The following is a 23,704-nucleotide window of genomic DNA, read 5'->3' as shown; positions in this document are numbered from 1 at the left end:
AAGGACCGTTGCGCCATGCCCGGCCAGCGCCTATTTCCGCGGCCATGACGACTGAACTCTACGACCTCACCGTCCCCGCCTTCCTCCGCGGCTTCAAGTCGATGGCCAGTTTCCTCGACAAGGCGCGTGCCTGGGCCGACGAGAATGGCGTCCCGCATGCCGAGCTGCTCGAAGCGCGGCTCGCGGACGACATGGCCCCGCTCAGCTCGCAGATCCAGCGCGTCAGCGATGGCGCCAAGTTCGCCCTGGCCCGCCTCGGCCAGCTCGACGCCCCGGCGATGCCCGACACCGAGACGAGCTTCGACGAGCTCCAGGCGCGCATCGCCGCGACGGTCGAGTTCCTCAAGTCGGTCCCGCGCGAGGCGGTCGACGGGCGCGAGGATGCCGATATCGAAGTGAAGACCCCCAACCGCAGCTTCCACTTCAAGGGCCTGCCCTACGTCACCGCCTTCGCGCTGCCGAACTTCTATTTCCACATGACCACCGCCTACGCGATCCTGCGCCACAAGGGCGCGCCGCTCGGCAAGATGGACTATCTGGGCGGCATCTGATGGTCCGTGTCGCGGTGATCGGCGCGGGTGCCATTGGCGGCACCCTCGCCGCCTGGCTGGCCCAGAGTCACGAAGTAACGGTCTGCGCACGCTCGCCGCTCGAAGATCTCGAGGTCGAGACGCCCGAGGGCCTGATCCGCGCCACGCCGCGCATCCTCACCGATCCGGCCGAAGCGACCGAAGTCGATTGGGTGCTCTGCACCACCAAGACCTATGACTGCGCCGCCGCGGCCGCCTGGCTGCCCGGGCTGATGGGCGCCAGCACCCGGCTCGCGGTGATCCAGAACGGCGTCGAGCAGCGCGATCGCTTCCCGCAGGTGCCGGCCCAGCGCACCGTACCGGTGATCATCGACCTCCCCGCGGAGCGCGGCGCCCCCGGCCGCATCGTCCAGCGCCGCAACGGCACCATCCATGTGCCCGAGGGCGAAGCCGGCGAGGCACTGGTCGCGCTGTTCGCCGACACGCCGATCGACGCGCAGACCACCCCCGACTTCCTCACCGCCGCCTGGCGCAAGCTGGCGATCAACTGCTCGGGCATCGTCAGCGCGCTCACCCTGCGCCCCGCCGAAGTGGCCAATGACGAAGGCGTCGCCGAGGTGATGCGCGCGCTGGTCCGCGAATGCATCGCGGTGGGCCGGGCCGAAGGCGCCGACCTGCCCGACAAGCTCGCCGACCAGGTGGTGAAATGGACCACCCTGGCGCATCCGGAGTCGGTCAATTCGCTCCACGCCGATTACGTCGCCGGCCGCACGACCGAGGTCGACGCCCGGAACCGGGTGATCGTGCGCCTGGGCGAGAAGCACGGGATCGACGCGCCGATGAATCGCGCACTCGCATCTCTACTGAGCGCCGCCTCTACCCCACGTTAACCGTTACGGGTGCAGATTCCGGCGCATGGAACCCGGGATTCGTGCGCTGCTATCCAATCGGAGCGTCTGGTTCGTCGTCCTGCTGGCGATGGCCGGGCTCTACGGCATCTTCGCGTTCGACATCTTCCGGGACGAGACCTCCTCGGTAACCGACCGCAAGCTGCGCATCGAGCTGGACGAATTCCTGCTCTTCGCCTCGGCACTGATCCTGCTGCTGTTCAGCTACGGCCTGAACCAGCACCGCGCCCGGGGACGCGAGCGGGACCGGCGGATCGCCGCTGAGCGCAGCGCGCGCGACCTCGGCTATCACGACGCGCTCACCGGCATGCCCAATCGCCGCGCCTTTGACGAGGCACTGGCCAAGCTCAGCCCCAGCGGCCTGCATGCAGTGCTGATGCTCGATCTCAATGGCTTCAAGGCGATCAACGACACCCATGGCCATGGCATGGGAGACGCACTGCTGCGCGTGGTCGCCGATCGTATCGCCGGCGCCGTGCGCGAGGGTGACACCGCCGCGCGGCTGGGCGGCGACGAGTTCGCGGTGATCACCCCCGGTCTCGCCAATCCCGAGATCGTCAAGCTGATCGCCGGCCGGCTCGCGGAGAGCATCGCCCGCCCGGTCTTCGTCGAGGGACGCACGCTCCACGTGGGCACCGGCATCGGCATCGCCCTGTCCCGCGCCGAGAAGCTCACCCCCGTGGAGCTGACCCGCCGCGCCGATCTCGCCCTCTACGCCGCCAAGCGCAGCGAAGGCGTATCCTTCCGCGTCTACGGGCCGGAGCTGGAAGGCTGACGGCTGGAGCCCCTTCCCGGAAGGGAGGAACCACGGCTCCACAATTCCGCTCCGGGAATTGTGGCGTGCCTGTTGTGGCAGCGCGAGCCCATGGAGCCCGCGCTGTCGTTGAAAGTGTCAGGTGTAGCTGGGATCGTAGGGCCGCGGCGGGGGAGGAGGCGGCGGCGGTGGTGCCGGCGGGTTCACACGCGGATCGAGCGGATCGATAGGGGACGTCGGGGGAGGAGGAACCCCCATGGGATCGCAATGGCCACCGGGGAAGTCGGGGCTGCCCACGAGCTCGGGAGGAACCAGTTCATCAAGGCAATTCGGCAGGTCATCTCCTGCAAGCATCAGTGCAACGGCCATGAATAACATAGGCAGTCTCCAGCTTCGGCGAACAATTCGCCGGTCGAAAGGGCACCATTTTTCGCGCCTGCGCACAATATGTACGCAGATTATATGATCTGAAACGGTGCAATCCGGCGCACCGCGATTGGACCAGGCAAGAAACGGGTAGCCGCTCGGTCGCGCCTCACTCCACGGGACAACGACCAGGCACTCGCCCTGGTGCCTGATTTCAGGGCGAAAGCCGCCCCCTAGATCTCCACGATCCGCGTTCCCAGCCGCGCCGCCTCCTCACGGTCGTGCGTCACCATCAGGATCGGCAGCTTCATCGTGTCGCGCAGCCGCTCGATCAGCGTCATGATCTCCTCGCGCCGCGCCCTATCGAGCGAAGAGAGCGGCTCGTCGAGCAGCAGGAAACGCGGGTCGGAGAGCAGCGCCCGCCCGATCGCCACCCGCCGCGCCTCGCCGCCCGACAGGGTGCGCGGCCAGCGATCGAGCAGATGCGCGATGCCGAGCAGCGCGATCGTCTCGTCCACATCGAGCCCGTCATCCGCGCGCCGGCCATAGAGCAGGTTCGACCGTACCCGCAGGTGCGGGAACAGTCGCGGCTCCTGGAACACATAGCCGGCGCGACGCTCGGCCACCGGTACGTCGAGCCCGGCGCCGCCGTCGAACAGCGTCTCGCCCGCCACCCGCACATGCCCGGCATCGGGCTCGACCAGCCCGGCGACCATGTTGAGCACGCTGGTCTTCCCGGCCCCTGAAGGACCGAACAGCACGGTGAGCCCCTCGCCTGCCTCGATCCGGCACGCGATCTCCGCCTCGCCCAGCCGCTTGGTCAGGTCGACGTCAAAGGACATGCAGCCCCCTGCCCGCGCGCCGGGCGATCAGCTCGGAAACCAGCAGCGCCGCCAGCGAGAGCAGCACCGAGATGCCCGCCAGCCGCAGCACCTGCGCCTCTCCGCCCGGAATCTGCAGCGCGGCATAGATGGCGAGCGGCAGCGTCTGCGTCTCGCCGGGCACGCTCGAGACGAAGGTGATCGTCGCGCCGAACTCGCCCAGCGCCCTCGCGAAGCCGAGCACCGTGCCGGCAAGGACACCCGGTAGGCTCAGCGGCAGAGTCACGCTGGCGAAGACGCGCCAGCGCCCCGCACCGAGCGTCGCCGCCGCCTGTTCGAGCCGGCGGTCCACCGCCTCGATCGACAGCCGCATCGCCCGCACCATCAGCGGCAGCGCCATCACGGCGCTCGCAATCGCCGCGCCGGTCCAGCGGAACAGCACGCTCACCCCGAACCAGCTCTCCAGCCAGCTACCGATCGGCCCCGCAGGTGCGAAGGCGAGCAGCAGCAGCCAACCGGTCACCACCGGCGGCACCACCAGCGGCAGGTGCACCAGCCCGTCGAGCAGCAGCTTCCCCGGAAACCGCCCCCGCGCCAGCAGCCAGGCCAGCGCGAACGCCACCGGCAGGCAGCCGAGCACCGCCACGCCGCCCACCTTGAGCGACAGCCAGACGATGCCCCAAAGCTCGGGAGTCACGGCTCCTCGTCTCCCGCCTGCGGTCGGTCAGGCGTCGCCGCGCTTCACCGGGAACTTCAGCAGGCCGAAGCCGACTGCGAACCCGATCAGCAGGCCGATCGCCATATTGTGGATCAGCGCGCCCAGGATGATCCCGCCAAACACGCCCGCAGCGAACCCGATCGAACCGTTCTTGCTCATGCCATGCCCCCGATTATCGGCGTCTAACCGACGATGCCGCACTAGAGGCGAGGCGACGGTCCGGGTCAACCGCGCCGCCGCGCAGCCTCCTAGAGCGTCCGGAACCCGAAACGCCGGAAGATCGCCTTCCCCTCGCCGCTCAGCAGGAAGCGGCGGAAGGGCTCGGCGTCCGGGCTGGTCGCTGCCTTGAGCCGGGCGAGCGGATAGCGGATCGGCGGATGGCTCCGCTCGGAGAAGACCGCCACCACCTGCACCTGCTTCGATGCCTGGGCGTCCGTCGCATAGACGATACCGCGCGGCACCGCCCCGCGCTCGACCAGCGCCAGGGCGGCGCGCACGCTCTCCGCCCGCACCAGCTGCGGCGCCACCGCCGCCCAGCGCCCGCCATATTCGAGCGCGGCCCTGGCATAGCGCCCGGCCGGCACCGCATCCGGATCGGCGATCGCCACCCGCGTCGTCCCGAGCCCGCGAAACTCGTCCTGGGGCCGTGCGCGCGGAGCGCCGGCGGGCCCGACGATCACCAGCCGGTTGCCGAGAAAGGGCGCGCGCGTGCCCGGCACGATCAGCCCGCGCTTCTCGATATCGTCCATCCAGGGCTCGTCGGCCGAGACGAACAGGTCCGCCGCCGCCCCCGCCGCGATCTGCCGCGCCAGCGCCGAGGAGGCCGCGAAGGAGCAGACCGGCCGCGCGCGGCCCTTCGCCGCCCAGGCATCTGCCGCCGCGGTCATCGATTCCTGCAGGCTCGCCGCGGCCAGCACCAGCGGCGCCTTCGCACTCGCCAGCGCCATGCGCGGCCCGGCCAGCGAAGTTGCCAGGATGCCGAAGAGCAGTTCACGCCGGTTGGTCATGGCCGGGGTATGCGGACATGGGCGCCGCCGCACAAGGCGAACCAGTCGTTGCACCGCCCCCGGCGAACGCCTAGCCCTTGGGCCATGGACCAGTCCCCCGCCTCCGATGACGCGCTCATCCTCGGTCCGCCCGAGCAGATCGACGCCGAAACGCGCGCCTTCTGCGCGGCGATCTCGCCGGCCGAGCCCGTCTATGTGCCGGTGCAGCCGGCGCCCGGTGCGAAATTCATCCATTGCTTCGAGAATTCGGAGACGCAGGCCAGCCGCCACGGCGGATCGGCGGCCTATGGCTGGGCGATCTGGCGCTGGCCCGGCCGCTATTTCGAAGCCGAGCATCATGCCGTCTGGCGATCGCCCGATGGCACGCTGGTCGACGTCACCCCGCAGACCGGCGCGCCGCCCCGAATCCTGTTCCTGTCCCAACCCGATGCGGTCTATGATCCGGCGACCTATCGCCGCAACATCATGGCGCCCGATGCCGGCAACGCCGCCGCGCGCGAATATATCGCGCTCGCCGCCGCCCGGCGCGACATCACCGATCGCTATTGGCGGCCCGGCATCGAAATGCTGCCGCTGTTCGCGCCCGAGGACCAGCAGCGCCTTGCCCCGATCGATGCCCGCATGGCCGATCTGCTTGCGATCATGCGGGCAGGATAGGACGCGTCAGCGCAGCTTCAGCGCCTTGCGCACATCGGCCCAGCGGACCAGCTTGAAGTTCTGCGCGGCCGGAGCATTGTCGCCGTCCTGCGCCAGCATGATCCCACCTGCGAGCCCCGGCCCGAAGCTTGCAGTCGAAACCTCGATCCCGTCGGTCTCGCTCGTCGCCCCGAACTTGCCCGCAGCGATCCGGAAGCGCCCGGCATAGGCCATGTCGCTCAGGCGCCACAGCCCATAGGCGCTGTCGCCCTGGCTCGACACGACCAGATAGCCGCCCCGCGCGCCTTCGGCCGCGATCGCCACGCCCTCGACGTCCGCCACCAGGCGCTTGCCGTCCGCCACGATCACCTTCTCGCCGGCAACCGCGTCCCTGGCGCCCGCGCCGAAGCGCCACACGCCGACATCCTCCTCGCCGACGAACAGCTGGCCGGTACGGTCGTCCGCCACACAGCCCTCGGACTGGGTCGCCAGCTTCATCGTCCGCACCCGATCCGCCTTGATCGCGCCGCCTTCGCGCAGCACTTCCATCTGCACGATCGTGCCCGCCTTGTGCACGACGAACGCATAGAGCCTGCCCCCGCGCGGCGCGTACATGCACAGGCCGTACGCCTCGCCCGCCCCCGCATCGAAGCGCCCGATCTCGCGCAGCGTCGCCGCTTTCGTATCCAGCGCGTAGAGCGCCAGCTTGGCCGCCGCCTTGTCGTTGCGATCGCTCGCCGCGACGATCACCTGCCCGCCCCATAGGCGCAGGTCGACATTGTTCACCCGCCCCGCCGGTAGCGTCGAGCGCAGCTTGCCCGACAGGTCGTAGACGTTGAGCCCGGCCTTCTTGTCGGTCGCGACGATCAGGCTCTGCCGGGGATCGCGCGGGTTGCGCCAGATCGCGGGATCGTCCGCCGCATCCTCCAGGCTCGCCACCGCTGTCGTCTCGCCGACCGCCTTCACCTCGGCCGTCGGCACCTCCTGCACGGCAGCAGCGACGGGCGCGGTCTGGAGCAGCATCAGCGTGGCAAGCAGCATGGGATCCCCTTCGTTTCGAACCGCCCCTATAAACGCAGTGCGACGGATCGATGACAGTCGCGCGACAAGCGCCCACCTGCGCCGGTGGTTCTCCCATCGGGTTCGCAATCGAAAAGCCGCAGATACTTGAACGGCAGCAGAGCAGCGGCCATTCTCCCCAACGAATCATATAAGTCAGATAAGCCGGGAGAGCGACGCCTTGCGCAGCCATCACACCAATCGCCGCCAGTTCCTCGGCAGCACCGCCGCCGTCGCGGCCACGGCAGCTGGCGTACCGGCCGCCGCGCGGCCTGCTGCCCCCTTGATCGCCGCGTCGCCACCACCCAATCGCGCGCCACTCGCGCCCCAGCCCTTCTATCCGTTGCCGACCGGCGCGGTCCGGCCGGGCGGATGGCTGCGCAAGCAGTTGCAGATCCAGGCCGATGGCATGGGCGGGCGGATCGACGAGACCTGGCCCGATCTCGGCCCCGACAGCGGCTGGCTGGGCGGCAAGGGCGAGAGCTGGGAGCGCGGCCCCTATTTCCTCGACGGGCTGGTGCCGCTGGCATGGATGCTCGACTCCGCACCGCTCAAGGCCAAGGCGATGAAGTTCATCGACTGGACGCTCGACAACCCCGCCCCCAACGGGATGATCGGCCCGCGCAGCAACAACGACTGGTGGCCGCGCATGGTGATGCTGAAGGTGCTCACCCAATATCATGAGCTGACCCAGGATCCGCGGGTCATCCCGGTGATGACCCGCTATTTCCATCACCAGCTGGCGGAGATGCCGGGCCGGCCGCTGCGCGACTGGGGCCGGTCGCGCTGGCAGGACGAAGTCGTGTCGGTGATCTGGCTCTACAACCGCACCGGCGATGCGAAGCTGCTCGAACTGGCCCAGCTGCTCAAGCGGCAGGGCACCGACTGGCAAGGGCTGTTCGGGCCGGACTATCCCTATCGCACCAAGACGATCAAGGCGGAGGTCGGCCTCGACAAGACCGGCGCGGAGGGCACCGCCAACGGGCTCGCGGACCATGCGCAGACGCTGCACGGCGTCAACAATGCGCAGGCGCTGAAGGCGTCGCCGGTATGGGCGGTGGTTTCGGGCAGCGCCGAGGATCGCAAGGCGATCCACAACCAGCTGGCGATCCTCGACCGCTATCACGGCCTGCCGATCGGCATCTATTCGGCCGACGAGCATCTTGCCGGGCGGAGCCCGAGCCAGGGCGTTGAGCTGTGCGCGATCGTCGAGGCGATGTACTCGCTCGAGCTCGGCCTCGCCATCACCGGTGACGCCGTGCTGGGCGATCGGATCGAGCGCATCGCCTACAATGCGCTGCAGGCGACCTTCACCGACGACATGTGGGCGCACCAGTACGACCAGCAGCCCAACCAGATCCGCTGCGCGCACGAGAAGGGCCCGTGGACGACCAACGGCTCTGAATCGAACCTGTTCGGGCTGGAGCCCAATTTCGGCTGCTGCACCGCCAATTTCCATCAGGGCTGGCCCAAGCTGGTCGCGAGCCTGTGGATGGCGAGCGCCGAGGGCGGGCTGGCGAAGACGATCTACGGCCCGTGCGAAGTCTCCACCGCTGTCGGCGGCGTGCCTGTGACGTTGCGCGAAGAGACCGACTATCCGTTCCGCGACCGGGTGACGATCCGTGTCGATCCGGCCCGGCCGACCCGCTTCCCGGTGGCGCTGCGCGTGCCCGGCTGGGCGAGGACGGCGAGCATCCGAGTCAATGGCAAGGCAATCGCCGGCGCCACCGCGGGGCAATTCGCCAGGGTCGATCGCGAATGGAAGGCCGGAGACAGGATCGAACTGCGCTTCACCGCCGAGCCGCGCCGTGTCGCCTCGCCCCATGGCAGCTTCGTCGAGCAGGGGCCGTTGGTGTTCTCGCTGCCGATCCCCGAGAAATGGCAGAAGCTGCGCGACCGCGGGCTGACCGCGGACTGGGCGGTGCTGCCCGAGGGCGAGTGGCGCTATGCGCTGGCCGGAGATGCGCCGATCGAGCGGGTCGAGCGCGCGATCGGGCCGGTGCCCTTCTCGCGCCGCAGCCCGCCGGTGGTGCTGGTGACGCAAGGCTATCGCCTGACCGCCGCCGACTGGGACGAGCAGGACAATGCCGCCGCCCCGCCCCCGGCGACGGCAGTGGTGAAAGGCGAGCCGGAGAAGCTGGTGCTGATGCCCTATGCCGCGCCGAAGCTCAGGATCACGAGTTTTCCGGTGGCGAAGAAGACCTAGCCGGCGCCGCTTCGAGCGGCGTCGTTACTCCTCGCCCATCCGCAGCGCCGCGATGAAGGCTTCCTGCGGGATGCTGACCGAGCCGTACTCGCGCATCTTCGCCTTGCCCTTCTTCTGCTTCTCCAGAAGTTTCCGCTTACGCGTCGCGTCGCCGCCATAGCATTTGGCGGTCACGTCCTTGCGCATCGCGCTGATCGTCTCGCGGGCGATCACCTTGCCGCCGATTGCCGCCTGGATCGGGATCTTGAACAGGTGCCTCGGGATGAGCTCCTTCAGCCGCTCGACCATGCCGCGGCCACGCACCTCGGCGGTCGACCGGTGGACGATCATGCTGAGCGCATCGACCGGCTCCTCATTGACCAGGATGCCCATCTTGACGAGGTCGCCCTCGCGATAACCGATCTGCTCATAGTCGAAGCTGGCATAGCCCTTGGACAGCGACTTCAGCCGGTCGTAGAAATCGAACACGACCTCGTTGAGCGGCAGCTCATAGGTCGCCTGCGCACGGCCGCCGACATAGGTCAGGTTCTTCTGGATGCCGCGCCGGTCCTGGCACAGCTTCAGCACCGAACCGAGATACTCGTCCGGCACATAGATCACGGCCTGGATCCAGGGTTCCGCGATGCTCTCGATCTTGTTCGGATCCGGCATGTCGGCCGGATTGTGCAGCTCGATATGCCCGCCGCCATGCGTCAGCTCGATCTGATAGACCACGGACGGCGCGGTGGTGATCAGATCGAGATCATATTCGCGCATCAGCCGCTCCTGGATGATCTCCAGGTGGAGCAGGCCCAAGAAGCCGCAGCGGAAGCCGAAGCCCAGCGCAGCGGACGTCTCCATCTCGAACGAGAAGCTGGCGTCGTTGAGCCGCAGCTTCGAGATGCTCTCGCGCAGCTTCTCGAAGTCGTTGGCGTCGACCGGGAAGAGGCCGCAGAACACCACCGACTGGACTTCCTTGAAGCCCGGCAGCGGTTCGAGCGCGGGCCGCTTGGCGTCGGTCAGCGTGTCGCCGACGCGGGCCTGGGCCACTTCCTTGATCTGCGCGGTGATGAAGCCGATCTCGCCCGGCCCCAGGTCGGGCAGCTGCTCGATCTTGGGCGTGAACGCGCCGACGCGGTCGACCAGATGGGTCGTCCCGGCCGCCATGAACTTGATCTGCTGGCCCTTCTTGATCGTGCCGTCGATCACGCGGACCAGGATCACGACGCCGAGATAGGGGTCGTACCAGCTATCGACCAGCATCGCCTTGAGCGGCGCATCGGCATCGCCCTTGGGCGCCGGGATACGCTCGACGACGGCGTCCAGGATCTCCTCGATGCCGATGCCCGACTTGGCACTGGCGAGCACCGCGTTCGACGCGTCGATGCCGATGATCTCCTCGATCTCGTTCTTCACCTTCTCGGGCTCGGCCGAGGGGAGATCGATCTTGTTGATCACCGGGATGATCTCGTGGTCGTGCTCGATCGACTGGTAGACGTTCGCCAGGGTCTGCGCCTCGACGCCCTGCGCGGCGTCCACCACCAGCAGCGCGCCTTCGCAGGCGGCGAGGCTGCGGCTCACCTCATAGGCGAAGTCGACGTGCCCCGGCGTGTCCATCAGGTTGAGGATATGGCCCTTCCATTCCAGGCGCACGGTCTGCGCCTTGATGGTGATGCCGCGCTCCTTCTCGATGTCCATGTTGTCGAGCACCTGCGCGGACATCTCGCGGTCGGAGAGCCCGCCGGTGCGCTGGATGAGCCGATCGGCCAGGGTCGACTTGCCGTGGTCGATGTGCGCGATGATGGAAAAGTTGCGGATCTTGGAAAGTTCGGTCGCCATGATCGGCGCGCGTTAGCAGCTTGCACGCAAAAGCCAAAGCACTCGCAGCATCCCTTTCGCGACTTCTGTTGTTCCTCCGAAACGCTTTTGGGGTTATCCGACGCGCGGGTTCAGTAACGTGGGGAAAGTCATGACCTCGAAGACCGCGTCGATCGCAAAGATTCTAATGGCCTCGGCCGCGCTGTTCGGCGCGACTCAGGCCTATGCTCAAAAGCAGGCCAAGCCGACCAAGGGGCAGAAGCTGCAACAGGCTGCAGTCAACGACGTGCCGCATTGTTCGCGCAAGCTCGGCACCCTCTCGATCGTCGATGGCGACGATCCCATCGGCTGGACGCAATACCAGCTCGCACCGCCCGCCAAGCTGCTGAAGGTACTGGTGCAGCGTTCGGGCTGCTTCAACCTCGTCGATCGCGGCTCGGGCCTGCAGGCCGCGTCGCGTGAGCGCGCGATCGGCGGCAATCTGGGTCTGCAGCGCGGCTCGAACGTTGGCCAGGGCCAGATCAAGGCCGCCGACTATGTCCTCGTCGCCGAGGTGCAGGGCGCCAACAGCAATGCCAGCGGCAACGCCGTGGGCGGCATCGTCGGTGGTCTGGTCGGTGGACGCGTCGGCGGGCTGATCGGCGGCGTCAAGTCGCGCAAGCTCGAAGCGAACACCGTGCTCTCGCTGACCAATGTCCGCACGACCGAGACGATCGCCGTGCAGGAAGGCTATGCCGCCAAGAACGACATCGGCTTCGGCGCCGGCGCGGGCGTCGGCGTCTTCGGCGGCGCGCTCGGTGCGGTCGGCGGCGGCTATGAGAACACCGATATCGGCCGGATCGTGACGCTGTCGTTCATCCAGGCCTATGCCAAGATGGTCACCGAGCTAGGCCTGGTCCAGCCGGGCGATGCCGGCACCGCCCAGGCTGCACCCGCCAAGACCTTCACCGCCCAGGCGCCGGTCGCGATGCGCACCACGCCGGCCGCCACGGGCAAGGTCATCCGCACCTTGCCGGTCGGCTCGATCGTCTATCCCACGGGCAACAAGAACGGCCTGTGGTGGGAAGTCGCCGACGAGAACGACAATGTCGGCTGGGTGCTGAACACCAAGCTGGCGCCGTCGAACTGACGCCCCGGCATCGTTGACGAAAAAGGGCGGGCGCCATCGGCACCCGCCCTTTTTCTTGTCCTGGAAAGAAACGGGCCCGGCGGAGCTGACTCCACCGGGCCCGAATGACTTGCCGAGAGGCTGATGCCGCTTAGCGGGTACGGCCCGTCAGCGAGATGCCGATGACGCGCGGCTCGTTGAGCACGGCGGCCATGTAGTTCTCGATCACGCCCTTGAGGTTCTTCTCGTTCGTGATGTTGCGGGCAAAGGCGGCGATTTCCCAGGTGCCGTTGCCACCCGTGTAGCCGACCTTCAGGCCGCCCTCGAAGTTGCCGTCCGAGTAGAACTCGTTGGTCTTGTAGAGGACGTAGTTGGTGTAGCCTTGGATGTTCCAGTCGGTCGAGATGAACGCCCGGCCGCTGTCGCTGACCGGGATGTCATAGCGTGCCGTCGCGTTCAGGTTGTACTTCGGCGCGTTCGGCAGCGGGTTGCCGTCGATCTGCGCGAAATAGTTGGCGCCGACCTGCTTCACCGGATCGTTGACCGTGCAGACCACGATGCCGTTGAGCGCGCAGACCTGGGCGTAGACGCGCTTGTCCTTGATCTCGCTGTGGAGCCAGCTGGCACCGAAGGAGAGGGCAAGGTTGCGCACCGGACGCACGTTCAGCTCCGCTTCGACGCCGTATGCCTCGGCCTTGTCGGCGTTGAACAGGACGCCGTTGCCGTTCGAGTCATTGCCGTTCAGCTGGATGTCGTCGACCGTGTAGTAGAAGCCGGTCAGGTTGAAGCGGACCTTGTTGTCGAACAGGCTCGACTTGAGGCCGGCCTCGTACGACACGATCGTCTCCGAGTTGGCAGTGGTGAAGTCCGAGTTGAACACCGCCGAGCGGCCCTGGATGGTCGGGCCGCGGAAGCCGCGGGCGACACGGGCGTAGAGGCTCAGATCGTCGTTCACCTCATAGAGCGCGCTCACGTCCCAGCTGGGCTGGGTGTCCGACAGGCGGACGTGGCGGCGGCCGGTATAGGTCGACACATTCGCCACGGTGTTGGCGGTCTTGAGCAGGTCGGTGGTCTTGGTGTCCTCGGTCACGCGCACGCCGGCGGTGAGGCGGAACTTCGGGGTGAGCTGGTAGCTCGCCTGGCCGAACAGCGCCCAGCTGGTGTTGACGTCGTGCAGGCGAACCCAGTTGTTCGGGTTGCGGGCTGCGGTCGTCAGGAACCAGGCGCGCTGATAGAACTCGGTGATGTCGCGGCTGTCGAAGTACATGCCGCCAACCTGCCACTTGAACGGGCCGTCGCCGTTGCTGGCAAGGCGGACTTCCTGGGTCCACTGGTCGAGATCGGCCAGACGGCCCATCGACTGGCCGAAGCCATTGGGCACGCCACCGACCGGATAGTCGGCCGCTGCACCGCCATCGGTGTCGCCGCGGCTGTAGCCCGACGAGGTCTCATAGGCGGTGATCGAGGTCAGCGTGACCGGCCCGAAATCGAAGCTGTTGTTCCACGACATGCCGTAGGTGTCGTAGTCCTGCGGATTGTCCATCGCCTCGTCGTAGCGGACCGTGGTGCGCGAGACGTTGCTGACGTCGTTCGAGCCCTTCTTCAGCGCCTGGCGCAGGAACAGGGTCGAGGTGCCGTTATAGTTGCGCATGTGCGCCGAGAACAGCGAGGTCCAGCCTTCGGTCGGCTTCACCAGCACCTGGATGCGGGCATCGCGCTCGTCGAAGCCGCCCATGGCGTTCTTGCGCGGGCCGTTGGTGCCGTCCTGGCTCACGCCGGCATAGGCGTTGTCGACATAATTGTCGCGGTGCTGGATCAGGCCCGAGACGCGAACCGCGATGTTGTCGCCCAGCGGACCGCCGATGCCGGCGTCCAGGTTGATGCTGTTGTAGCTGCCATAGCTCAGCGTGCCGCGCGCATCGAGGCGATCGAGCGTCGGGCGGACGGTGTCGAACTTGACGATGCCGGCAGTGGTGTTGCGGCCGAACAGCGAGCCCTGCGGGCCGCGCAGCACTTCGACGTGATCGAGGTCATAGACCGGGTTCGACTTGAGCACGACATGCTCGAGGACCACGTCGTCCTGGACGATCGACACCGGCTGCGAAGCGCCGAGGTAGAAGTCGATATTGCCCAGGCCGCGGATGTAGAAGCGCGGGAAGATGCGGCCGGTGGTCGTCTCGGCATAGAAGCTCGGCACCTTGCCCGAGAGCGAGAGCAGCGTGTCATCGCCCGAGGCGGTGAAGTCGCGCGCGTCCTGGCCGCCGATCACCGCGACCGAAACCGGGGTGTTGCGCAGCGTTTCGGGGCGACGCTCGGCGGTGACGACGATCTCGGCCGTAGGCTCGTCGGCAGTGGCGGTCGCGGCGGCGCTGTCCTGCGCCTGGGCGGTACCGCCGATCACGAGCGCGCTGAACGCGGCGCCCAGGAAAAGGACGGACTTGGTCATCCGAATCTTCATGTGGTTGTTCCCTGTCGTTTGCCCGCGCACGAAATTGGCCACGATTCCACAACGGCGGAATCGCGCTCTCGGCACGCCAGGCATTCTAGTTATCGGAGGGCTTTTCGGTGCCCCCTGCGCAGGGCGGGTAGGATCGGATTGTGTACGAACTATGACAGAGAACATTAAATTTTCGCAATGCAGCATGCACCAGGCGCAATTGCGAAAAGGCGCAGGACTCAGCCCGCCTGCACTGCCTCGATAGCCGCGATCGCATTGGCGTAGCGCTCCTCGCCTTGCCCCGAAACCAGCGCCCAGCGCACCCCGCGGCGCTTCAGCTCGGCCTTGGACAGGTCGAAGAACCTCTGCCGCAGCTCCGGCGTGCCGAACATGCGCGTGCCATCGGCGCGCCAGGCCATGTCGATGTCGAACAGCAGGTAGAAGTCGGCATAGCCCTGCCATTCGTCGAACCAGGGATCGCGATCGCCGAACAGCATGTCGGCCCAGACCGCGGTCATCAGCGGATCGGTGTCGAGCACCAGCGGCTTGAGCCCGGCAGCGACCATCGTGCGGGTACCGGCATCGTGCGTCTTGGCGATCTCGAGCAGGTCGCGCATCGTGAAGTCGATGCCGCGCGCCTCGGCATATTCGCGGCCATATTCGTCGACCACCTCGCCACCGAGATACTCGGCGATGCGCGGCGCCAGCGTGGACTTGCCGGTGCTCTCGGGTCCGTGGAGACAGATGGTGCGCAGCTTCATTCCCGTGCCTTCAGCCAATCGAACAGCCCCCAGATCGAAAGGGCCAGGAATACGCAGTACAGGCCCGCCGTAAGCCACAATTCCTTCACGGCGAACAGGGGGATTGCGAGCAGATCGACCAGGATCCACAGCAGCCAGCACTCCCAGTTGCGGCGCGACTGGAGGATCTGCCCGGCGATGCTCAGCACCGCGATGCTGCCGTCCCACCAGGGATAGGCCGCATCGGTCAGCCGGTGCATCACATAGCCCCACAGCGCGATCACCGCGATGCTGCCCGCCGCCCAGCCTGCGCGCTCGGACCGGCCCAGCGTGCGGACGCGGACCTCTCCGCTCTCGGCCCGCGAACGCGCCCAGTTCCACCAGCCATAGAGATTGACCGCGAAGAAGAAGAGCTGGAGCAGCGCGTCGCTGTAGAGTTTCTCGTGGAAGAAGATCCACGCGTAGAGCGAGACCATCGCCAGCGCGAAGGGGTAGTTCCAGATGCTGCGCCGGACCACCAGCAGGATGTTGATCAGGCCGAGCAGGCTCGCAGTCGCTTCGATCGGGCTCACGGTTACGGCCTAGCAACAACTTGGCCGGGCCGTCGAGAGGCTTGCCCTCCCCCCACTTGCCGCTACGGTAACGGCCTAGGATCGCGGGAGGAGAGGCCCATGCGTCATGTCGCGGTGATCGGTTCGGGTCCGGCGGGATATTACACCGCCGAAGCGTGCCAGAAGGTGTTCGGCGACCAGGTTCGAGTCGACATCATCGACCGGATGCCGGTCCCCTTCGGGCTGATCCGCACTGGGGTTGCCCCCGATCACCAGTCGATCAAGGGCGTCTCGCGGCGCTACGAGGCAGTGGCGCAGACCGACAATGTCCGGTTCGTCGGCAATGTCACGCTTGGCAAGGACGTCACGATCGACGAGTTGCGCGAGCTGTACGACGCGGTCGTCCTGGCCACCGGCGCGCCACATGACCGCAAGCTGGAGATCCCCGGTGCCGGACTGCCCGGCGTGGTCGGATCGGCGGCGTTCGTCGGCTGGTACAATGGCCATCCCGACTATGCCGCGCTCAACCCGCCGCTCGACGGGCCGGCGGTGGTGATCGGCAACGGCAATGTCGCGCTCGACGTCGCGCGGGTGCTCGCCAAGGCCGAGGACGAGCTGGAAGCCTCCGATGTCGTCGCGCATGCGCTCGATTCGCTGCACGGCTCGAAGGTGCACAGCATCACCCTGCTCGGGCGGCGTGGACCGCACCAGATCGCGATGACGCCCAAGGAGCTGGGCGAGCTGGGCGATCTGGCCCACGCGACTCCGGTGGTCGATCCCCATGACTTCCCGCCGGTGGAGGACGATGGCGTCCTCGATCCCGGCCAGCGCAAGTCGGTCGGGCATCTGCGCCGCTATGCCCAGGGCATGCCCGACAAGCCGATTCGCATCGTCTTCGACTTCTTCGCCATGCCGGTGGCGATCGAGGGCGACGGCAGGGTCGAGCGGGTGATCGTGGAGCGTACCGCCTTGGGGCTGGACGGCAATGCGCACGGCACGGGCGAGACCTATGCGGTGCCGGCGAGCCTGGTGGTGAGCTGCATCGGCTATCGCACGCCGCCGATCGAGGGCGTGCCCTATGACGACAAGGCGGGCCGATTCGCGAATCTCGACGGGCGGGTGCTGCCCGGCCTCTACGCGGTCGGCTGGGCGCGGCGCGGGCCGACGGGGACGATCGGCACCAACCGGCCCGACGGTTTCCACATCGCCGAGAAGATTTCCGAGGACATTGGCGAGGGTGCGGGCAAGCCCGGGCGACCGGGGCTGGATGCGCTGCTGGAAGAGCGCGGGGTGGAGGCGGTGACCTTCCGCGACTGGCTGAAGATCGACGCGGCGGAGATCGCCGCGGCCCGTATCGGGGCCCCGCGCGAGAAGTTCGTTTCGGTCGATGCGATGCTGGGTGCGCGGAAAAGCTGATTCAGTGGCTTGCGTGACTCAAATAGCGTGGTTATAGGCGCCCCCTCGCAGTCGGGGTTCGCCCCGGAGGCGCCGGTCGGGGAATAGCTCAGCCTGGTAGAGCACTGTCTTCGGGAGGCAGGGGCCGGAGGTTCGAATCCTCTTTCCCCGACCAATTTATTCCCGCTTATTTCAACACTTTAGGTAAAGTGACCGCCAGGGGTCACAGGGCACTTGGGCGCCCGCCTGAGTGCTGCTAGGCGCCCGCATATGCTTTCTTTCCGTGACATCACCATCCGGCTTGGCGGCCGCGCGATCATCGAGGGCGCCTCTGCGGCGATCCCGCAGCGCGCGCGCGTCGGCTTCATCGGGCGCAATGGCGCCGGCAAATCGACGCTGATGAAGGCGATCGCCGGGATGATCGAGCCCGACAATGGTTCGGTCGACATTCCCCGCAGCGCTCGATTCGGCTATCTCCGCCAGGATGCGCCGAGCGGCCAGACCAGCGCCTTCGATACGGTGCTGGAGGCCGATATCGAGCGCGCCGAACTGCTCACCGAAGCCGAGACGCAGACCGACCCCGACCGGCTGGGCCATATCTATGAACGGCTCGACCAGATCGACGCATATGAGGCCCCTGCCCGTGCGGGCCGCATCCTCAAGGGCCTGGGCTTCGACGAGGCGATGCAGGCGCGGCCGATGGACAGCTTCTCGGGCGGCTGGCGCATGCGCGTCGCCCTGGCCTCGCTGCTGTTCCTCAACCCCGACATCCTGCTGCTCGACGAGCCTTCGAACCACCTCGACCTGGAAGCGGTGATGTGGCTCGAGGGGTTCCTGCGCGCCTATCGCGGCACGATCCTGCTGATCAGCCATGAGCGCGACCTGCTCAACAACGTGGCGGACCATATCCTCCACCTCGATCGCGGCCAGACCACGCTCTATGTCGGCGGATACGACGCGTTCGAGCGGCAGCGGGCCGAGCGGATGGCGCAGCAGGCGGCAGCGCGCGAGAAGCAGGTGGCCGAGCGCGAGAAGCTGCAGGCATTCGTCGATCGCTGGCGGGCCAAGGCGAGCAAGGCCAAGCAGGCGCAGAGCCGCGTCAAGGCGCTGGAGCGGATGCAGCCGATCGCGGCGGTGGCCGAGGATCCGAGCATGCGCTTCGACTTCCCCAATCCGCAGGGCCTGCGTCCGCCGCTGCTGACGCTCGATCACGCCGCCGTCGGCTATGAGGAAGGCAAGCCGATCCTCTCGCGGCTGGGGCTGCGGCTCGATCCCGATGATCGCATCGCGCTGCTCGGCCGCAACGGCAACGGCAAGACCACGCTCGCCCGGATGATCGCCGGCGAGCTTCCGGTGATGGCCGGCGAGATGACCACCGCCACCAAGCTGACGGTCGGCTATTTCACCCAGTACCAGGTCGAAGAGCTCGATCCCGACGCCACCCCGGTGGAGACGATGGGCCGGGTGATGAAGGGCGCGACGCCGGTGCAGGTGCGCAGCCAGCTCGGCCGCTTCGGCTTTTCGGGCGACAAGGCGCTGACCAAGGTCGGCAAGCTTTCGGGCGGCGAGCGGGCGCGGCTGGCGCTGGCGCTGGTCACCCATAACGCGCCGCACCTGCTGATCCTCGACGAGCCGACCAACCACCTCGACGTCGATACCCGCGAGGCGCTGGTCCAGGCGCTGGCCGAGTTCAAGGGCGCGGTGGTGCTGGTCAGCCACGACCGCCACATGCTCGAACTGGTCGCCGACCGGCTGTTCCTGGTCGATGGCGGCACCGCCCGCGAGTTCGACGGGACGATCGAGGAATATGCCGCCTTCGTCGTATCGGGGAAGCCGGCACCCGGCAGCGCCCCCGCCCCTGCCGACAAGAAGGAAGAGCGCCGCGCCGCGGCCCAGGCGCGCGAAGGCTCGTCCGGACTGCGCAAGGCAGTGAGCGATGCCGAGGACCGCATCTCCAAGGCACAGAAATCGCTAGCGGAAATCGACGCAGCCCTGGCCGGCAAGCCGCCCAAATGGCTCAAGGCGCTGTCGATGGGCGACCTGATGAAGCGGCGCGGCGAGGTCGAGTCGGAGCTGGAGGAGGCCGAGGCGACCTGGCTGCGGGCGACCGAGACGCTGGAATCGGCGAACTAGACACCTGCGGACGCGGATATTGGCACAGGTTACGCGGAGCACACGCTTGCCGAAGCGCTCCGCGATACAGTTCCGCGAGAGCGGCGTGACGCACGAACGGACGGTTTCGCACGCGGATGTTGGCGCGGATGCGCTGAGCTTACGGTTCAAAGAGCGGCCTTGCGGCAGCCTCTTGGAACATTAGCAGAACATTTGCCTGTAGGACAGGCTTGAGCTGCATCCCGCACGCCCATCCGTCATCCCGGCGAAAGCCGGGATCTCGTGCGGCTCCTTCCCCGCGCCTCCGCCTGAGATCCCGGCTTTCGCCGGGATGACGGTTTGGGGTGGGTGACAGTTTGAGGCTTGGATGACGCCTGGGCGCTATTTCTTCGCCACCCATTTGTCATAGGTCGCCAGTGCCTTGGCGGGGCCGGCATTGTACCAGCTATAGCCGTTGCGGCGCTCGGCGCTGATCTCGTTGACGTCGGTGTGGATCGACCGGTCGCGGTCGCCGAAGATCGGCTTGCCGGTCTTGATGTCATAGTAGCGCGACCAGATCGGGCCGGCACCGGGCTTGTCGCGCAGCCTGCGACCATCGGCGCCGTCCGTGAAGATCACGCCGTGAAAGGCATGCGCCTTGAGCCAGGCCACCCCGTCCTGCACCGCCGCATCGACCGAGGGCGAGCGGCCCGCCTGCTTCATCAGGAAGATCAGAAGGTCGGCGCTCTCATCCGAGGACAGTGCGGCCGGTTCGAAGTTGCGGGCACCCACCGGCGCAAGGGTGAGCGCGTCATGCTGCTGGCCCCAGATGGTGCGCTTGCCGTCGACGAGGACCTGGGTCTTCAGGATCAGCTGGATCGCGCGGTTGCAGGCAATCTTCGCTTCCGCTGCGAGCGCTTCGGGCACGAAGCCATAATCGTTCTGCCGACGGGCGACGTCGGCGAGCACACCCGCCACCGAAGAGAGCGCATCATCGTTGAACGTGAGCGCATCGTGATAGCCGCCCTGGAGCGGGTAGATCTGGGGCCAGCCGCCGTTGGGGAACTGCGCATTCAGGAGATAACGCACGCCCTTGAGGAAGGCGGCACGATAGGGATCGCCCTCCGCGCCCGGCAGCCCGGCCTGGAAGCGCGCGAGGAAGCGCAGCTCGGAGGTGGTGGCGTTGTTGTCGATCGTGCCGACATAGCTCCACTCCTCGTCGTCGCCGGCGGTGCGCGCATTGGCGGCGAGATGCTCGACCGGGACATAATGCTGGCCCTTCACCCGGGCCGGACCGTCGCGATCGACATTCTTGCCCCAGCCGCCTGCCGGAGTCTGGAAGCTGACGATGTTGTCGGCGACGCGGCGCGCCTCGGGCGTGGCGTAGAAGGCGGCGGCCTTGTTGGCCTCCATGCCGCTGCCGCCCGACTTGCCCGAGGGCGGCGGCGCGGGGATGGTGGCGAGGCCCTGGCGCTCCGCGGCGAGCGCAGCCTTGTCGGCCTGCTTCAGCTCGGCCGACTTGTCGAGATAGACGTTCCAGGCGCGCTGCTGTCCGATGGGAAGCGTGGCGATCCGGGCATGGGTGATCGGTTCGGCGGGCGTCATCTGGCCGATCACTTCGATCGCCGCATATGCCACCGGTGTCATCGCTGCAGCTGCGAACAGAGCGATCTTTGCGATACGAATCATATCCCCTCCCGATTTTGGTGTTGGCGGAGGATAGCGCGGTGGCGGTTTGCGTCCATCCCCCTCAAATTCCTCCCCGAGCTTGCTGGGGGAGGGGGACCGCCCGCGAAGCGGGTGGTGGAGGGGCGCGCCGGGTACCGGCGCGTGGCGCCGGCCCCTCCACCACGCGACTTCGTCGCGCGGTCCCCCTCCCCGAGACAAGCTCGGGGAGGAATTAATACGAAAAACGGGCGGGGAGTTGCCTCCCCGCCCGCTCCCATGACCCTGAACTGACGCGCCTACTCGTAGCGCAGGGCATGAACCGGATTGGTGCGCGCGACACGGAAGGCGTGGGCGCCGATGGTGAGGACCGCGATCGCCAGCGCGAGCAGGCTCGCGGCGAGGAACGGCACCGGGGTGAGCGAGATGCGCGCGTCATAGGCGTTGAGGAACTCGCGCATCAGCCACCAGGCGACCGGCCAGGCGATGATGTTGGCGAGCACCACCGGGCGGGTGAACTGCCAGACCAGCAGCCGCGCGATGTCGATCGTACGGGCGCCCAACACCTTGCGGATGCCGATCTCCTTGGTCCGCCGCTCCGCCGTGAAGGCGGCGAGGCCGAACAGGCCGAGACAGCCGATCACCACCGCGAGCACCGCGAACAGGCCGAACATCTGGGCACGGGCATCGAGCCGCTCATAGGCCTTGGCGATCACCTCGTCGGCAAGGATCGCGTCGAACGGCACGTCGGGGGCATGGCGGCGCCAGACCCGCTCGATCCCCTCGCGCACCGGGCGCGGATCGCCGTGGAAGCGGGCGACCAGCCAGTTGACGTTGTGCTTGTCGAGCAGGAACATCGTCGGCTCGATCGCGGTCTTCACCGTGCGGAAGCGCGCATCGGCGACGACACCGATGATGGTGAGGTCCATGATGCCCCCATATTCGTCCTTCACGCCGTAGCGGATCGTCTTGCCGATCGCTTCCTGCGCGCTCTTGAAGCCGAGGCGCTTCACGCCCGCCGCGTTGAGCACGACATGGCCGCCGCGCGCGACCAGCACCCGCTCCGCCGCCGGATCCTCTGGGCGCGGGGTGGTCATGTCGTCGGCGGCGCGCTCGTCGAACACGCGGCCTGCGGTGGTGCGGATGCCCATGGTGGGGAAGAAGCCGGCATCGACCGAGTAGACGCCGAGATCCACCGGATCGGGGCGACCGGGCAGCACCACCGAGGTGGTCGAGGTCTGGCCGGTGACGACGCCGATCATCGTGCGGCCGGCGGATTCGACGCCCGGCACCTTGGCGATCTCGCGAGTCAGTGCATCGGCCTGGGGCTCGAGCGTCTTCGAGCCGATGCCCTGGAGCTGGAGCAGCCCGGCCCGCTTGTATCCCGGATCGACGGTGCGGGCGTAGACATTCTGCGAATAGACCACCGCGGTGCAGATGATCAGCCCGATCGATACCGCGAACTGGATGACGACGAGCGCGCTGCGCAGCCGGCCCGAGCCCTCGGCGTCCGCCGCCGACTTGTTCGCCTTGAGCACGCGGGCGGGCTGGAAGCGGGACAGGTAGAAGGCGGGATAGAGGCCGCCCGCCGCGCCGACGAGCAGCACCAGTGCGATCATCGGCAGGATCAGCCCGTCCTGCCCGAAATAATGGAGCTCCAGATCGGCATCGAGGAAGTTGCCGAACCAGGGCAGCACGATCTCGACCACCGCGAGCGCGAGGAGCATCGCGATCGTGGCGAGCAGGACCGACTCTCCCAGGAACTGGGTCATCAGCTGGCGGCGGGTGGCGCCCAGCACCTTGCGCAGCGCCACTTCGCGGGCGCGCTGGCTGGCGCGGGCAGTGGCGAGGTTGGTGAAGTTGATGCAGGCCATGGCCAGGATCAGCAGGGCGATCACCGCGAAGGTGGTGATCGTCTGCAGGTCATTGCCCGGCGTCATGCCCGAATTGCTGGCGATGCCGAGGTGCACGTCGGGCGCGGCGACCAGCTTGAAGGTGCGTTCGTCGCCGGCATTGTAGCGATTGCCGTTGAAATTCTCGTCGGGGATGTTGCGCTTTTCCCAGGCCGGCATCTGGGAATTGATCGTCTTCACATCGACGCCCGGGCGCAGCTTCACATAGACATAGCCCGAGGTCCAACCCCAGCTGGTGAGATAGCCGTCATCCTCGGGGAACATGCTGGGGAAATCGGCACGGGCGAGCATGCGCATCGCCATGTGCGAGTTCTTCGGCAGGTCCTTGAACACGCCGGTGATCCGGTAATCGGCCTTCTTGCCCGCGACGAGCAGGGTCAGGGTGCGGCCGACCACGCTGGTGGTGCCGAACAGCCGGGTCGCCTCGGTCTCGCTCAGCGCCACCGTGCCGGGGGCCGAGAGCGCCTTGTGGTCCCCCTGCACCATCGGCAGCCCGATCGTATCGAGAAAGGCGCTGTCGACCAGCCGGCCGTCCTCGACCTCGGTCGCCTGGCCGTCCTTGAGCAGGGTGAGGCGCGGGCCGCCGAAATAGGTGGCGCTCTCGATCTGCGGGAAATCCTTGAGCAGCGCCGCCTTGGTCACATAGGGCGCGCCCTGGTTGTCGTACTTATCGCCGTTGGTCTTGCTCTGATAATAGACCTGGAGCTGATAGGTGCGGTCGCTGTCGGGCAGCCAGCGGTCGTAGCTGCGCTCATACTGGACGTAGAGCAGGATCAGCAGGCACGCCGCGAGGCCGATCGCCAGGCCGAACAGGTTGATGAAGGCATAGGTGCGGTTCTTCGCGAGCGCGCGCAGGCCGACCGTGAGATAGTTGCGCCACATGGGCTTCTTCCTTCTCGTTCTCCCCCTCCCCGCGGACAGGGAGGGGATCGGGGAGAGGGGCGCTAGGGATCAATCCCCCTCTCCCCTGCCTTCTCCCCGCAAGCGGGGAGAAGGCGTTGC

19 protein-coding genes and 1 tRNA gene are annotated in these 23,704 nt (G+C 67.3%); 9 read left to right on the top strand and 11 right to left on the bottom strand.

Annotated features, from left to right (window positions below; translation table 11 throughout):
* Positions 1-44 precede the first annotated feature (44 nt).
* The 3 genes from GGR46_RS12555 to GGR46_RS12545 are packed head-to-tail and all read left to right on the top strand — an operon-like array spanning position 45 to position 2,213.
* Positions 45-551: a DUF1993 domain-containing protein gene (locus GGR46_RS12555; protein ID WP_183998169.1), complete on the top strand. Its 507-nt coding sequence runs from the start codon at positions 45-47 to the stop codon at positions 549-551.
* Positions 551-1,420: a 2-dehydropantoate 2-reductase gene (locus GGR46_RS12550; protein WP_183998167.1), complete on the top strand. Its 870-nt coding sequence runs from the start codon at positions 551-553 to the stop codon at positions 1,418-1,420. The genes GGR46_RS12555 and GGR46_RS12550 overlap by 1 nt, the downstream gene beginning before the upstream one ends.
* A gap of 25 nt (positions 1,421-1,445) precedes the next feature.
* Entirely contained in the window at positions 1,446-2,213 is a 768-nt protein-coding gene (locus tag GGR46_RS12545; RefSeq protein WP_183998165.1) for a GGDEF domain-containing protein, read from the top strand.
* A gap of 578 nt (positions 2,214-2,791) precedes the next feature.
* Here GGR46_RS12545 and GGR46_RS12540 read toward each other — a convergent pair.
* From GGR46_RS12540 to modA, 4 genes are all read right to left on the bottom strand, one after another.
* Positions 2,792-3,400 (bottom strand): ATP-binding cassette domain-containing protein, encoded by a 609-nt coding sequence (locus GGR46_RS12540; RefSeq protein WP_183998162.1) that lies wholly within the window; start codon positions 3,398-3,400, stop codon positions 2,792-2,794.
* Positions 3,390-4,076, bottom strand: coding sequence for a molybdate ABC transporter permease subunit (modB, locus tag GGR46_RS12535; RefSeq protein WP_183998153.1), 687 nt, complete (start codon positions 4,074-4,076; stop codon positions 3,390-3,392). The genes GGR46_RS12540 and modB overlap by 11 nt, the downstream gene beginning before the upstream one ends.
* Before the next feature lie 27 nt (positions 4,077-4,103).
* The gene (locus GGR46_RS12530; RefSeq protein WP_183998151.1) at positions 4,104-4,256 is read right to left on the bottom strand and encodes a hypothetical protein; all 153 of its coding nucleotides are present in this window, start codon (positions 4,254-4,256) and stop codon (positions 4,104-4,106) included.
* 89 nt (positions 4,257-4,345) lie between these two features.
* On the bottom strand, positions 4,346-5,104 hold the full coding sequence (gene modA, locus GGR46_RS12525; RefSeq protein WP_183998150.1) for a molybdate ABC transporter substrate-binding protein: 759 nt from the start codon (positions 5,102-5,104) through the stop codon (positions 4,346-4,348).
* Positions 5,105-5,188: 84 nt separating this feature from the next.
* Here modA and GGR46_RS12520 point away from each other — a divergent pair, with 84 nt between their 5' ends.
* On the top strand, positions 5,189-5,761 hold the full coding sequence (locus tag GGR46_RS12520) for a hypothetical protein (RefSeq protein ID WP_183998149.1): 573 nt from the start codon (positions 5,189-5,191) through the stop codon (positions 5,759-5,761).
* 6 nt (positions 5,762-5,767) lie between these two features.
* Here the strand turns inward: GGR46_RS12520 and GGR46_RS12515 are convergent, their stop codons facing one another.
* On the bottom strand, positions 5,768-6,781 hold the full coding sequence (locus GGR46_RS12515; protein ID WP_183998148.1) for a phytase: 1,014 nt from the start codon (positions 6,779-6,781) through the stop codon (positions 5,768-5,770).
* Positions 6,782-6,980: 199 nt separating this feature from the next.
* Between GGR46_RS12515 and GGR46_RS12510 the strand changes: the two genes are divergently transcribed.
* Positions 6,981-9,005 carry a beta-L-arabinofuranosidase domain-containing protein gene (locus tag GGR46_RS12510; RefSeq protein WP_221262715.1) on the top strand — a complete coding sequence of 675 codons (2,025 nt, stop codon included), beginning with the start codon at positions 6,981-6,983 and terminating at the stop codon, positions 9,003-9,005.
* 24 nt (positions 9,006-9,029) lie between these two features.
* On the opposite strand, the gene lepA is transcribed toward GGR46_RS12510, so the two are convergent.
* Complete coding sequence (gene lepA, locus GGR46_RS12505) at positions 9,030-10,823, bottom strand: translation elongation factor 4 (RefSeq protein WP_183998141.1); 1,794 nt, start codon at positions 10,821-10,823, stop codon at positions 9,030-9,032.
* A gap of 130 nt (positions 10,824-10,953) precedes the next feature.
* On the opposite strand from lepA, the gene GGR46_RS12500 reads away from it, so the two are divergent.
* Positions 10,954-11,931, top strand: a complete 978-nt coding sequence (locus GGR46_RS12500; RefSeq protein WP_221262714.1) for an SH3 domain-containing protein — start codon at positions 10,954-10,956, stop codon at positions 11,929-11,931.
* Positions 11,932-12,061: 130 nt separating this feature from the next.
* Here GGR46_RS12500 and GGR46_RS12495 read toward each other — a convergent pair whose 3' ends face one another.
* The 3 genes from GGR46_RS12495 to pnuC form a co-directional block, all read right to left on the bottom strand.
* A complete protein-coding gene (locus tag GGR46_RS12495; RefSeq protein ID WP_221262713.1) occupies positions 12,062-14,368 on the bottom strand; it encodes a TonB-dependent receptor in 2,307 nt (768 codons plus the stop codon).
* Between the two features lie 218 nt (positions 14,369-14,586).
* A complete protein-coding gene (locus GGR46_RS12490; RefSeq protein ID WP_183998136.1) occupies positions 14,587-15,108 on the bottom strand; it encodes an AAA family ATPase in 522 nt (173 codons plus the stop codon).
* A complete protein-coding gene (gene pnuC / locus GGR46_RS12485; protein ID WP_183998134.1) occupies positions 15,105-15,659 on the bottom strand; it encodes a nicotinamide riboside transporter PnuC in 555 nt (184 codons plus the stop codon). Before pnuC ends, GGR46_RS12490 begins: the two co-directional genes overlap by 4 nt.
* A 99-nt stretch (positions 15,660-15,758) precedes the next feature.
* Here pnuC and GGR46_RS12480 point away from each other — a divergent pair, with 99 nt between their 5' ends.
* From GGR46_RS12480 to GGR46_RS12470, 3 genes are all read left to right on the top strand, one after another.
* Positions 15,759-17,054, top strand: coding sequence for an FAD-dependent oxidoreductase (locus tag GGR46_RS12480; RefSeq protein ID WP_183998133.1), 1,296 nt, complete (start codon positions 15,759-15,761; stop codon positions 17,052-17,054).
* Between the two features lie 77 nt (positions 17,055-17,131).
* Positions 17,132-17,208: transfer RNA gene (locus GGR46_RS12475), tRNA-Pro, on the top strand.
* A 95-nt stretch (positions 17,209-17,303) separates the two neighbouring features.
* Positions 17,304-19,166 (top strand): ABC-F family ATP-binding cassette domain-containing protein, encoded by a 1,863-nt coding sequence (locus GGR46_RS12470; protein ID WP_183998131.1) that lies wholly within the window; start codon positions 17,304-17,306, stop codon positions 19,164-19,166.
* A gap of 360 nt (positions 19,167-19,526) precedes the next feature.
* Here GGR46_RS12470 and pelA read toward each other — a convergent pair whose 3' ends face one another.
* A complete protein-coding gene (gene pelA, locus GGR46_RS12465; protein WP_183998129.1) occupies positions 19,527-20,813 on the bottom strand; it encodes a pectate lyase in 1,287 nt (428 codons plus the stop codon).
* A 275-nt stretch (positions 20,814-21,088) separates the two neighbouring features.
* Positions 21,089-23,584 carry an ABC transporter permease gene (locus GGR46_RS12460; RefSeq protein WP_183998127.1) on the bottom strand — a complete coding sequence of 832 codons (2,496 nt, stop codon included), beginning with the start codon at positions 23,582-23,584 and terminating at the stop codon, positions 21,089-21,091.
* Positions 23,585-23,704 lie beyond the last annotated feature (120 nt).

Origin of the sequence: Sphingomonas kyeonggiensis (assembly GCF_014196745.1) — a bacterium.
Classification (GTDB): Bacteria; Pseudomonadota; Alphaproteobacteria; order Sphingomonadales; family Sphingomonadaceae; genus Sphingomonas; species Sphingomonas kyeonggiensis.
This window is presented reverse-complemented; position numbering and strand designations above follow the sequence as displayed.